The sequence below is a fragment of the Microbulbifer maximicatervae (SeqCode) genome (assembly GCF_052466985.1).
Genome location: NZ_CP174298.1, coordinates 1,041,570 through 1,054,681, shown reverse-complemented (window position 1 = coordinate 1,054,681; position 13,112 = coordinate 1,041,570). Strand labels below are relative to the sequence as shown.

Here is a 13,112-nt window from a genome sequence, read left to right as displayed (position 1 = left end):
CAGTCGCCAAGTTAAGAGATTTGATTTATCGCTTATCTTATATTTCACCTGATTCACTTAAAATGATTTTGATCTATAGACAACAGGAAGTTTAGGTGCATGTCCGATCGATTCAGTATTATTATGCCATGCTACAACGATTCTGACCTTCTGTATAACCTATTACAAGGCTACACTTTACAAACCTTTCCAAAGGAAAATTTTGAAATTATTATTATCGATAACAATTCTAAAGACCCCAACATCCTGCCATGTTACAACCAGTTTAAGCACCACCTTACTTTAACTTTACTATTCAGACCTCAATTACCAGACCCATTCGCACTTAACTCGGCGCGAAACTTAGGGGTAAAGATTGCTAAACACGAGTGGTGTGTATTTACAGATAGTGACTGTATCCCTGCCCCGAACTATCTGGCAGAGATTCAAAAAACAATCAATGATTATGGGCCTAGTATCTGCATGACCGGGATAAGGGAGTTTATTCACTCTAAAGATATTGTCCCAGCAGAAATGGACGGCGGCGGCAAATACCTTGACGCATGCCCTAGATTTAATAGCCCATCAAATTATGGACTCAGTAAAGATAGGCGCCTAGGGAAAATAGAGCAATTACCGAATACAGAACACCCCTGGGGGCACTTTTATGGCTGTAATATGGTATTTAAAAGGGAGGATGTCATTAAAGTTGGTTTTTTTGATGAAAAATACGATGGAACCTGGGGTTACGATGACATAGACCTGGCTTATCGAGTTATCAATGAACTCAAAGCACAGCCAATTTTTATGAAAGAAGCCATTGTCTACCACCAAGACAACATAAATTTAACAGAGACAATCAATGGCAAGAAGAACAAAATTAAAGATTTGAGCAACCCAAACTATCAATATATCTGCAAGAGAATTTCCGGGTATTATGAGTTTAGTAATCGCGAATTCAAACGATTTGGGCTAACAACTACTGCAAGCTAACAATTGACCTGAGTGACCAACTTAAACGCGCCTAAATATTGATATACATTTTTCAAGCATCTATCAGATATCTGATAGTTCAATCTCACTAGAGAAAGATTTCAGAAACAGAACAACCTTATCAAGAGAGAAAATAGCCTCATTAACAGCAACCTCAATATGATAACCATCGGAAGCTTTACTAATAACAAAGACCAATGCATCTCTTGTGATTGAATAGGTCGCGATACAGTCGACCTCTCGAGCAGGCAAATAACTAAATGTAAAGTCTTCGTTGATACTTGATGTAACTTGTTTCTCAACTTTTAACATGTTGAGGAGTACCATTGCATAATATGCAATATGGTACCTTTTTAATAGGTATATTTGATACCTAGAGAGTTTATTTAGAGAAAAATAGAAACCAGACGCCGTATTTCCTACCCCGGCCAGTCTTTCACCCTGATCCGGAATGTTGTGAATAAACTCTTGGGTAATCAATATGTTTGCTCGCTGCCTTTCGAAAGTACTGACAAAATTATCTATAAAAGATTTCAAAACATTTTCGAAAGATATCTCGCTAGATTCAACTTTAGCTGACACCAATACGATGTCATCTAGATCTCCTTTTATACAACCCTTTTCCTCCAAGAGAAATGGATTTGGCTTATTCTCCTTCCTATTAAACATTCTCAGACTTAAACCTATAAATATAGCTTGAGCCAGCCCTATAACTCGGTGAAAATTTGAGTATTGCCCATTCCCCTTGTATATATGCATTATTGAAGAGCAATATGCATCTGACTTTTCCTGATCTTTCTTCAACAAGCAATTGGCATATTTAGAAAAGAGCAGACCAGTGTAACCGGAAAAAAAATCATGATTTGCTATAAAGCATACAGACGTGCTATCAAAGTGGATGTAGAAGGGGATCTTTTCAACCTCCAACCTCTTATATAAGGCCTTCCTTCCAACGACACCTGTCAGCTCTTTCCTCAGCGCCTCTATCTTTTCTAAGTAAAAGCGTTTTGGGTGAGGCGCGGTAGTCAATGCAACTAAGTCATAGAGCTTATCTAGACAATCAGTAATTTCATCTTGGTTACTTCTAGTGACAACATTTATAAGCAGAGTAGATACACAGCCATAACCTTTTAAGTGCTGCTGGACAAAGCTCTCTGGCGCTTCTATCGGCGTGAATAATCTGGACAGAAAGTTGGATTTGTCGGCCACGATACCACCTTACAAGGGAGGGATTGCCACTTAATTTGATCACATACCATATAAATTTAGTCAACTACCCTTATGGCAACAATTACTCCGAAAGTTTCATTTGAGTAACTTAGCATAAATCGTATGAGGCAAAATATAAGACAAATAGAGTTTACTAACGCAACTGTATACGCTCAGGAATCTGCATCCAAATATCACTTAGAGAAACTACACGCCCATGGATTCTTGATTGGGTCATCGCGAGACACATATATAATCAAGTCTATTTCTTCTGCTTATCGCTTACGGATCCCTTGTACGATGATACGAGCCACTATACACCCGAAGTCAAATTAGCACCTCTTACTGTCGCCATCTACAAAATGGTTAGATAATGACAATAAAAGATATACGATAGCTACAGCTTAATGCTTCAATACTGATTGCCGAGCGTTCATGTTTTTCATCACTTTCACTCTAGTAGCAACGTAAGCTGAGATTGCCAAGTATTAGCGGCCAACCTTTATCCACCTTGACAATCAGCACTACCCCCACAAAGAAAACTAAAAGATGACTAAAAACACACATCTATTTAGTAGATACTAAAGTACTCGGAGGTGCAGAATATCAAGGTGAAGTGTAATCAATTCTTGAGCTATTGGTAGTTATTAGTTGCTATACTAGTCAGCCTTATTGAAAAGACCAATTGCGCAAGTTAGCGATCATTATGAGTAAGCAATTGAAACCCTATTGTTTCGGATGTCCGATATAACCTGGAGCTCCTATGGTAGTTTTCATACCACTTTCGAAACTGTGCAAATTTTAGGAATTTGTACTCTCCCGCATTCGGGTCAAAATAATAAGTAGCTTTATCTGCAGTGGGCTCAATCCTAAATGCTGTTGCATGTGCCCATTTAACCCCAGAAAACCTTAACATACTATAAATTGTTTGCGTTTGCTGCGTGAAACACTGTTCAGCCTCAATACCATCAAACACTATGGTGAATTGTTCATCCAAGGGAGGGTTTCCCGTTTTTTGCCTTGATGCAGTTCCTAAATGAGTTATGTGTTTAAAACCTTGGGATTCTAAATATTTTTGGGATTCTTGAATCATTTGATAAGACTTCATTGGGTCGCCCTCACTTCCATCTTTAAACTTAAATCGATACATAGAGGCAAAACGCTGGGCAACTACTGCCACCTTCGTTTTGTCGATATCACCTCCCGTCGATAGTGCATCCTGAAGACCGGATTGAAGCCCCTTACTAATCCAACTCACTGCCAAGGCTTCACAAATTCCATCTTTAGAATTTGGGTGCTTTTTGAGTATTTTACTGTAATTTCCCTGGCTGAATTTCCACGTTTTCTGACCACCAAAATTGGAGGCTCCATCATCATTTGGCATACTTTTTTATTACCATAATATTACATATTAAGTTGCTGATTCTATTTACACACTGTGCAAAAAATATGAACGCTAGTTTTTGCAATATCCAAAGTAATCATTATTTAATGCAAAAAGTCACTCTTGCCCTGTACTGAAGCCCATCTGGAATTTCGCAGATAAAGAAGCTTCAAGCTCCTTTTAGTCTGGTCAGATAAGTATATATTTTGATCTTGGTAAAATACTCATTGCTCTGATTCCTACACTTTCTCAGACCTAACCGCACAAATATATAAGCAAGTTTGCTTTCATCAAAGGCCAAAAATAGCCAGCTGCTTCAATACCTATAGAGGCTGTAACACTGGTTAGTAGTAGTAAGGATGGAATATGAGCAAATAGCTTGCTTACCTAACTCAAGCGTTAACTCCCCCCTATACGATCCAATATAAACCTCGTCTAGAGCCCAAACTTGATGGGTGAAATTCCTAGCTAGGCACCCTTCTCCATTTTATGGTCTTTCGAATATTTTTTTGAAAGTCAATTAACTGGAGCACAAAAATTCTAAGGAGCAATTTAATATATCAAACGGCCCGATTCGGTGTATTTGATTACCTTCAGGAGTGACTAAACTAATGCACTATGGAAATGCTATCTGTTTACATTCTACTAGGCGCCATTGCAGGTACAGCGGCAGGCCTCTTGGGGATTGGCGGAGGCTTAATCATCGTGCCTGCTTTGGTGTTGATTTTTTCTGCCATTGGTATCTCCCCGCAGGTACTGACCCATATGGCGGTGGGGACTTCGTTGGCAACCATTATCGTGACTTCAATCAGTTCGGTCTGGGCACATAACGCAAAAGGTGCCGTTAACTGGAACCTATTTTGGATTATGACTCCAGGGATACTTTTAGGGTCTTGGCTGGGCGGCGTGACAGCAGACTTGTTACCTGGTGCTTGGCTGCAGCTATTGATTGGCGTGTTTGCCATATTTATGGCAGTGCGCATGGGCTTAGGTGGATTGGCTTCGGCAACCTCGCAAGAAAATGGCGATCACTTACCCGGAGCAGTACCCTTGATCTGTTCCGGAGGAGTAATCGGCTGGCTCGCAGCGATCTTTGGTATTGGTGGAGGGGCCTTGGTGGTTCCCTACTTATCGCACTTCGGTACAAAAATGCAGCGCGCTGTCGGAACCTCTGCTGCCTTTGGTCTGCCAATCGCTATTTCTGGTTCAATCAGCTTTGCCGTGCAAGGGTGGGACAATCAGTTACTACCGAAGTGGAGCAGTGGTTATATTTACTGGCCGGCTTTTCTGGGAATTGTACTTACCAGCGTGCTCTTTGCCAGGCTTGGTGCCAGTGTTGCTCACCGGATATCTGCTAAGCGCTTAAAGCTGTATTTTGCCTTACTGCTTTGTATTATCGGGGTTCGTTTTATTTGGCAAAACATCAACCTGCTAGTTGAGCTAAGCTAAGACTACTTTTTGGATCGTATCTAATGGACCAGAAGTAAACATACAATTCACCCAGACATCAACTATCAGACTTTTATACTTGCCGCTCTGATTAAAAACCACACAATTGACTCGTTTTTGTTGATCTTGGTGAGTATTAGCCCAGAGTTTGGGAGATTCCTTTGAAGGCTTGGTTAAATAGTAGAACAGTACAAAACAATCTATACGCAACCCAACAAAGGCTGTATATAGCGCGGGTTAGATTTAATGACCTCTCTCCAATGCACCTCGATAAATTCCATCCTTTTTCAAAACTACTAATAGCCCCTGCCAAAGTCATGGAGTTCTAACTAAAAAAATTGAAATGTTTGACTGTGCTTTTAGGCCGCTCTCCTATCCTTTGGTACCCTGAAATCGCTAGAGCGTAGTTTGCGGATTAAAATCACTGAGACATGAGAAGATTTAGATTTGCCGTCTAACCCATTTTATACACACCCGCCAATCTTACATGAACTTATGTTATCTGGACGGAAGATTGTACTTTATATGTACAATAACATACTCGGTTAAAGTAAGGCGTTACCTATCAAGAGGTTATTCAATAGCGATAAGCTCGCAAAGGTATCCTGTATTGGAATACCCAGAGCGCGCAAGTGTACGTAGGACTACATGCGGCTTGGCACCGACAGTAAGCCCAGAAATGAAGGATCAAATAAGGCTATGATTCAGTTGTTTACTTAAGTGAAGTAAAGCGCGCACTCATATCGAAGCTGATGAACATTAAGATTTATCCGGTGTGATAGCAAATTTACTAATTGTTGAATTATCCCCCAAATTTATAACTTCAGCATTTGGCCACAATATATTTGGGCTAGTCTTCTAGGAACCAAATTACTTCCCTTTTTAATTTGAGGTGTTTTGTGTCTAAAAAAATTCTCGGATTAGCTTTTACACCGATTACTATTCTCATTTCAGCAAGTATGTATACTCCACCGGTAGGCGCAGTAGAATGCGGTGAAGTAATCGTTACGTCAGTTACACTCGACCAAGATCTTTTATGTGATGTATCCGATGGAAACCCACCAGCGCTTACTGTCGTTGGACCGTCAGGAAACCTAATTTTAAATGGATATACGGTATCTTGCATCTCTAGTGCCGGAGGTAATCCAGGTATATTGGTGGAAGGCATTGCCTCCAGAATTTCAGGTGGTGAAGTCAATAACTGCCCAGAGGGTATTCTCGTCCAGGGTAATGGGTCGCATACAATATCAGAAATGGAAGTTCGCGATTTTAGGCTTGACGGAATAGAAATTGACAGTAATTACAACATTATCTCTGAAAATATGGTCATTGGGCTTCCTGGCACCACTGTAGGTGATGGAATTGACTCCAATGGAGATGGCACCACTATAATCCAAAATTACGTCGAAGGTGTAGGCGATGGAGGAATGGAGATCGGCGGAGACTTTATAAATGTCACACTTAATCAAGTAGCAATGGTTGATGACCTGGGAATTTTTAACTCTGGAAACTTCACTACAATCTCCAACAATCACTTAGAGAATAATTCTTTTTTTGGTATCGCAACAACCGGTAGTTTTGGGTTGATAATACAGAATAATATTACCGGAAATGGAGATGGAGGTGTCGAGATCCGCTCAGGAAACGACAATATAGTCAGCCAGAACTCTATATTAAATAATGGTGGCTTCGGTATTTCAGACAATCCTGGTGGAATTGTAATCAGCGGGGAGTTCAGCAGTAGAAATCAGATCCTTTCAAATACAGTTACCGGGAATACGGATTTTGATCTTTGGGACGTTTTTGATTCTGGTGATTGCAGCTCAGACAATCAGTGGGTGGCAAATATCCATGACACTTCTAGCCCTGCTTGCCTGGATTGAAGGGAATTGCTGGCTAAAATTTTAGGTGTGACAATAACCTATACGCCTTATATAACCAACAAAGGAGTATCAATAGAAGCTGTGATTGGCATGCCCCCGACAATATCATCGGGGGCAATTACATCCAAACAGCGTCCTACACATATGCATATCAAATGTAATTATTAATATGATGTATATGACTCATTGAGGACTACAATATCATTTATCATTATTGACTAGGTAGAATACGAGCGTGATGTATTGGTTCATGCAATGATCCAATCAGTTAAAAACACAATCTGCTATTGCCCCATAAGCGTAATTACCCTCGCTAGTCGTAACCAAGTTCAAACCGGTTAATACATTTATCTCCAGCCACACCACGTATAACAAATATTATTCCAGTAATATATTGAGCCCCTCTTTTTCTCTCTTCAGAGTTTTATCAGCAAGCTTTCTAAAATCATTAATTAAATTTATAGATCTGAACTGATTAATAGGTGCAGCAATTACCCTTTCAAGCCTTCGACAATAATTCCAACGACCCCATGTAGAGTTTCTTAAGATGTTCAACTAGAAGGCTTTCACAAGATTTCCTATCAAAATAATGCCCCTTTAGAGAAATTATTAAGTAACCCACAGAAAGGTAGATCGAGAGAACTAGAATGGCGCTCCCAATTCTAATAACTCAAAAATGAGATTTTGTCGACAATTTCACAGATAACAATCGATTCCAATCGCACATTTACGGGCAAACTTATGAGCAAGCTATTCAGCAAGAAAACTTTAGCACTGGCATTTACAGTCATACTGGCTTCATGTGGAGGAGGTGGAGGCTCTTCTTCAGATTCGGACCCAGCCCAATCATCTGGCGACAATGGCGGGGGCCAAGGCTCTGGAGATGGTGGCGGTTCAGGTAGTGGTAGCGGCTCTGGGGATAGCGGATCGGGGACCCTTCCAGACAACGAACCTGGCACTGTGACTGTTGGCGATATAGAAACGGCAGATCTGGGGTTTGCCCAGATTACTTCCCGGGATATCACATTGCCGAATGCCCAAACCAATGCTGAAGAAGTCCATGGACTCCCACACTATATAGCCAGAACAGATAGTAATCAGGATGACAATCTACAGTCTGTGCCCATGCGAAGTTACACCACCGCTTGTGCAACCGACACCGATAGACCTCGGATGTTTGTTTCCAAGACCCTTAGCGAAGGTAGTGGAGAAGATGAAATCACTTATGGCACCGTTTATGAGCTGCAATATAACCCTGAAACTCTAAGCTTCGACCAAACTGGCAATACCACAATTCTAAAACAATGCTATGAAGCCCATGGTATCGCAGCTAGCGCTGATTGCTCACGGGTTGCCGTCTTGTGCAACACTGAATACCAGGCAAACGAGCGCTATGACGTACAAGGGGATCTGGTTGAGCAATACGGTAGCGACTGGATGAAGATGGAAAATAATATCAGTGCTATTGACGGACGTATTGAAAGGGATATCGGCCTGATGATATCTACCAATCACAGTCAGTACATTGGCTATTTTACGGACCATCCCACACTGAAGTTCGAGGACTTCCTACCTGGGCTAAAAGAAAATTTCCCCAAGACCGACTTCGGCGATTCCCCGACCTTTAAGACAATTAAAGGTAACGAAATGCAAGAGGAGATGGCTTACATTGTCGATCAACTCTCTGATGCCGACTATAACTCTATGGTCGAGTATATTCGCGAGAATGGCTATAAATATAATGATCAGATCTGGCTAATGGAGTGGGATAACTTAGCGCTTAGCGAGAAGCCTGCGGCCTACGTTGTAAACAAGATGCACGGTGGTGGCCACGCCGGAGCCCAAGAGCTTATCTATGTCGAGAATGATAGCCAAGGCCGCACCAGCTACGCCTTCTCAGTAACTGCTCGGGTTTTTGATAGCAGCTATGGTGGCTCCCACTATTCTGCTGGAATGACTGTTATTGATCGCGATAACTGGTCCTTAAATATGAGTGGCAGTAATAACAGAGGCTGGTATTGGCTTTGCGGCTACGGTCATGTCTTGAATATCCGGGCATTTTATAATCCTGGTACCGAAAAATATGGAGCAATTTGCACTAGCGATGGCGGTCAATATAATCAATCGCGCGGATTAAACACTATTGCCATCAAGATGGAGGATATTTCTTCTACCAGTAGATTTGAAGGTTACTACAATTACCTGATCCCCTCCGACAATGCATTTTTCTCTAACGGAGGTGGACACACTGTAGTCCCTGTGGATGAAGATACTAACTTATCTCTCATCGTCTCCCCCAAGTACATTGATGATGAGGAAATGAATCGCTTCCTGCAAAGCGAATACGGCATTGATACCAGCACTGAAGGGCCTTTTGACCAGCAATGCTCATCCGATGATACGAACTGCTTCTTTTCCTACATGTCAAACAGCGATAATCCAACTATTTCAAGACAGGGGCTACGCAGTGGGGATGCTCTGGAATCCTCATCCCTGACTCGCATTGGTATTGCTAAAGTGGATGGTGAAGGAAGTATCGAGGGGGAAGGCTTTAAATGGCTTGTAGAAGAGCCCGACTGTCAAATCAGTGATCCACAACTTATCGACTTGAAAAATGGACGTTACCTATTTGGCTATGCGCAATTTCAGTGTATTTCCGACAACCTTTCTTATAACCGGAGTTCCGCTAAAAATGGGGCAATGCGGATGCTTGTTCCGAAAGCCTACTATGTTATGGAAATTGATGCAGACCTAAATGTATTGGAAGGCCCTGTAAAGCTGACGAATTTTGGTTGGGGCGGACTTGACGAACCTGTCTTCATGGGCAACGGTAAAGTCGCTTGGTCATATATCAAGAACCCTACAATTGATAGTTACGGTGGCGGCAAGCAGAACGTTTGGCAAGCGATGATCTACCACTCAAATAGCGCTAATTGATTCATTCATAAAAAGTAAAACTAGCTGTGATAAAAATAGAGGCTTTTGCTCTCTATTTTTATCACACAACTGTTAGATCTCCAGAAGCTACAAAGATCAAGAAGTGCTATTCACCTATTTATCGACCAATAGCAAAACCTTGTCGAATAAAAAACTCAAAACTACTGTTTCTTCACGAAATGACTACTAGATCGGTAGAATAATACGGCAACAGCTCAGTGTAATTGCTTGAAACTACGTACCCAGATACAAGTATGCTAACCTCCCGCCTAAATAAAATTAGTCTCTGAACTAACCGCCCTTTCTTCATTGAGTTTTGAATTTAGAAGCCACTACGCAATAAGGAGATCGCGATGGCTATTACTGTTCATGTCTGGAAGCAAAAGACCGGGAATGTCGGACATGCTTCCATCACCATTGATAACACCTATATCAGCTACTGGCCTTCTTCAGCGGCAGGGAAAAAGGACTTTAAAATCGGGCGATCGCACAGCCCTTCCTTTCCAAGTGGTTATCGAGTTGATAGGCGCCTCGAGGGTGGTGATGCGGATCAGAACATTCTTATCGATGGGCTGAATGAAACAAAAATGATTGAAGCCTGGGAAAACTTCAAGGGCGAACAGAAGCATTACAATATGAAGGATCAGAATTGCTCGACGGTCGTTGCCTGGCTACTTGAGACTGGCTCAGGGTTCGCATCACCTGGAAAAGGAGGAATCAAAATCAGTGACTGGGCAGCGAGCCCTATTCACCGTATTCTCTTCCAGTTGCGCTTTTTCGGTAATCATATTGATATGTGGACACCCAATGATGTGTTAGCTTATGCGCTACAAATTCGAAGCCAGATAACCTCATGAACCTACCGCTATTCTACTCGCCAAATTACAACATCAGCTTGCCGCTGCTTTCCAGCTTGCATCCTTTTGATGGCTGTAAATATGAGAAAGCATTGGCACTGATTAATGCCGAGTCAGAAGCGAACATTGAGTTAAAAGTTGTTTCAGAGCCTCTTAGTCAAGACTGGCTGTTATCTGTACATACGCAACCCTATTTAGATAGCTTGCATCAATCGAAAACACTGGCTCGCGTTATAGAGATGCCGCTACTGCGCTTGCTGCCCGCAGGCGTATTAAATAAATATTTCATGAAGCCAATGCGCTTTGCAGCAGAAGGCACTTGCTTGGCGGTACGGGAAGCCTTGAGCAAGAAAACCTCTGCTTTGAATCTCGGTGGAGGTTATCACCATGCATTCGCTGGTCACGGTGAAGGGTTCTGTGCTTTCGCCGATGTAGCCATTGCTATTAATCGTGCCCGCGAACAGCACCTGCTCTCACCAGATGACAATATCTGGGTAATTGACCTTGATGCCCATAGAGGGAATGGGTTTGCTGATTGGGCCATGGAGGACCCCAATATACATATCTTTGATATGTACAATATGCAAGCCTACCCCGGCTTGCACCCCGATGAGCAGGAATCTCGCTGGCCATTTTTAGTCCCCCTAAAGCAAGGAACAGATACTGAAGGTTACCTCAGTCGGTTGGAGTCGGAATTTTCGGACTTCATTAAGCAGAGTCCGCTGCCTAAATTGGTTATCTACAATGCAGGCACAGATATTATTGCCCAGGACAAGCTGGGGGGGCTCCAGGTCAGTATCGATGGGGCCAGAAAAAGGGACCAATGGCTGGTTGACCAGATTCAATCGCTGGATGTGCCTATGGTCACCGTAACCAGTGGCGGCTACTCCGAAAACTCCTATCGTCTAATAGCTGACTTGGCGATTTACCAGGCAAAAAAGGTAACAAGTTGAAGCTCTGGAGAGGCCTCTGTCATTGAGAAAAGTGGCCTAGTAAACAACCGCTCCCTAACCCACCAAATTTTTCAAAGACTTTTGAGTATTTAGGTACTTGATTGACGCTGGAGTACTGAGCACCAAGTTACTCTTTGAGCTCTTTCGCTCGCAACCAAGCCAACCCGAGACCAGCGGCAACCGTAATACCCATGCCTATCACACCACGGATACCGAATTCTGTGCCAAACATAAAACGATCAGCTAACACACCGACGAGGATCGCACTGTAAAACAGTGCCCCAACGAGGTAAGCAGGTGCAACACGATTAGCGATCGTGTAAGCAAGATTCTGTGGAACAAACAGCAGTGCGGGAATCGCGAGAATCCATAGCGACGATGTCTCTACCTTCGCCCCCTCCCAGAATACAATAGATAAGCTAAAGACCAACATCCCAACAGCGAAATAGAACATGATGCGCTCAGGTGGCTCGGTCCGGCCTGCGACACCGGTTGTGATACTACCCGCTGCACGCGCTACTCCCGCCAGCAACGCAAGGAGTGAGTAGGGATTGAAAATGCCCTGAACACTGTGCTGGATCAAAATGAGGCATACGCCCAAGAATGCCAGTATCGCAAGAAAGATAGTGGCGATACTAACCCGGTGACCGAGGAATACTCGGGCCATCAACATGGCAAAGAATGGATTCGTGCTTTCCAGCACCAGGGCATCTGCGATGGGTATGCCCTTGACCGCCCAGTAGAAGGCAGCAAAATAGACAAAACCTGATATGGAGCGAAGGATAAGGACCTGGGGATTCACCGGCCTTATCCCCGCCACCCCTTGTCGCATCAGAAGAAACATACCGGACAATGGAGCAAGCAATATGACCTGTGCAGCCAATAGCAGAAATGGGCTAAGGCCTGCACCAGAACCCAGCTTACCGGCAATACCAAGACACCCCATCAACACTCCGCCGAGAAGAGCTAACCCAACACCCAGGGAATGATTTTGATAAGTAGATGGCAAACTGTCACTACCTTTAGCAAATAGAGGTCAAACCTGCCTGAGAGGCAATAATGATGCCTCCATTTATGCATCGGGCAGGTCATTACAGAGCAGAGCACTATGTAACATTAGCCCTCCGATTGATTCATTTCCTATTGGGCTGACCAAAGATTTTGGCGCAGTAATTATTTGCCTGCCGGCATCAGTTTCCCTGTTACAAAAAATATGAACGTCATAATATGAAAGCTGAGTTTTGACCACTTTTAGATCAAGAGTATTAATCCTGTCCCCAGTTCTACCTCAACAGATATACAGCGTAAGCGACTGTCGGCACTTCCTTTCCACCAGACCTAATCCCAACCCAATATCTCGTTACTTCTCCTTGCGGTTTATATCAAACCCTATGGGCTTTATCCCACAAAGCTGGTTGGTAGCCCTAAATTACTTCAAATTGACGGTGGAGCGTAAGAATCTATAGAC

General features: G+C 42.8%; 9 protein-coding genes. 6 read left to right on the top strand and 3 right to left on the bottom strand.

Translation table 11 applies throughout. The annotated features are described in order from the left end of the window. Positions 1–99 precede the first annotated feature (99 nt). The gene (locus ACJJI3_RS04650; RefSeq protein ID WP_444941646.1) at positions 100–972 is read left to right on the top strand and encodes a glycosyltransferase family 2 protein; all 873 of its coding nucleotides are present in this window, start codon (positions 100–102) and stop codon (positions 970–972) included. Between the two features lie 63 nt (positions 973–1,035). Here the strand turns inward: ACJJI3_RS04650 and ACJJI3_RS04645 are convergent, their stop codons facing one another. Next, entirely contained in the window at positions 1,036–2,181 is a 1,146-nt protein-coding gene (locus tag ACJJI3_RS04645; RefSeq protein ID WP_444941645.1) for a hypothetical protein, read from the bottom strand. 694 nt (positions 2,182–2,875) lie between these two features. Beyond that, positions 2,876–3,565 (bottom strand): YopT-type cysteine protease domain-containing protein, encoded by a 690-nt coding sequence (locus tag ACJJI3_RS04640; protein ID WP_444941644.1) that lies wholly within the window; start codon positions 3,563–3,565, stop codon positions 2,876–2,878. Between the two features lie 618 nt (positions 3,566–4,183). On the opposite strand from ACJJI3_RS04640, the gene ACJJI3_RS04635 reads away from it, so the two are divergent. The 5 genes from ACJJI3_RS04635 (at position 4,184) to ACJJI3_RS04615 (ending at position 11,644) form a co-directional block, all read left to right on the top strand. Continuing rightward, positions 4,184–5,014: a sulfite exporter TauE/SafE family protein gene (locus tag ACJJI3_RS04635; protein WP_444941643.1), complete on the top strand. Its 831-nt coding sequence runs from the start codon at positions 4,184–4,186 to the stop codon at positions 5,012–5,014. Positions 5,015–5,913: 899 nt separating this feature from the next. Then, complete coding sequence (locus tag ACJJI3_RS04630) at positions 5,914–6,897, top strand: right-handed parallel beta-helix repeat-containing protein (RefSeq protein ID WP_444941642.1); 984 nt, start codon at positions 5,914–5,916, stop codon at positions 6,895–6,897. A gap of 741 nt (positions 6,898–7,638) precedes the next feature. Next, positions 7,639–9,834 (top strand): hypothetical protein, encoded by a 2,196-nt coding sequence (locus tag ACJJI3_RS04625; protein ID WP_444941641.1) that lies wholly within the window; start codon positions 7,639–7,641, stop codon positions 9,832–9,834. A gap of 353 nt (positions 9,835–10,187) precedes the next feature. Further along, entirely contained in the window at positions 10,188–10,691 is a 504-nt protein-coding gene (locus ACJJI3_RS04620; RefSeq protein ID WP_444927951.1) for a hypothetical protein, read from the top strand. Continuing rightward, the gene (locus ACJJI3_RS04615) at positions 10,688–11,644 is read left to right on the top strand and encodes a histone deacetylase family protein (protein ID WP_444941640.1); all 957 of its coding nucleotides are present in this window, start codon (positions 10,688–10,690) and stop codon (positions 11,642–11,644) included. Before ACJJI3_RS04620 ends, ACJJI3_RS04615 begins: the two co-directional genes overlap by 4 nt. A gap of 127 nt (positions 11,645–11,771) precedes the next feature. On the opposite strand, the gene ACJJI3_RS04610 is transcribed toward ACJJI3_RS04615, so the two are convergent. Next, positions 11,772–12,653, bottom strand: coding sequence for a DMT family transporter (locus ACJJI3_RS04610; protein ID WP_444941639.1), 882 nt, complete (start codon positions 12,651–12,653; stop codon positions 11,772–11,774). Positions 12,654–13,112: the final 459 nt, after the last annotated feature.

Coding starts and splice junctions, on each gene's coding strand:
- ACJJI3_RS04620 (WP_444927951.1), top strand. CDS start 10,188: ATGGCTATTACTGTTCATGTCTGGAAGCAAAAGACCGGGAATGTCGGA.
- ACJJI3_RS04635 (WP_444941643.1), top strand. CDS start 4,184: ATGGAAATGCTATCTGTTTACATTCTACTAGGCGCCATTGCAGGTACA.
- ACJJI3_RS04650 (WP_444941646.1), top strand. CDS start 100: ATGTCCGATCGATTCAGTATTATTATGCCATGCTACAACGATTCTGAC.
- ACJJI3_RS04615 (WP_444941640.1), top strand. CDS start 10,688: ATGAACCTACCGCTATTCTACTCGCCAAATTACAACATCAGCTTGCCG.
- ACJJI3_RS04640 (WP_444941644.1), bottom strand. CDS start 3,565: ATGCCAAATGATGATGGAGCCTCCAATTTTGGTGGTCAGAAAACGTGG.
- ACJJI3_RS04625 (WP_444941641.1), top strand. CDS start 7,639: ATGAGCAAGCTATTCAGCAAGAAAACTTTAGCACTGGCATTTACAGTC.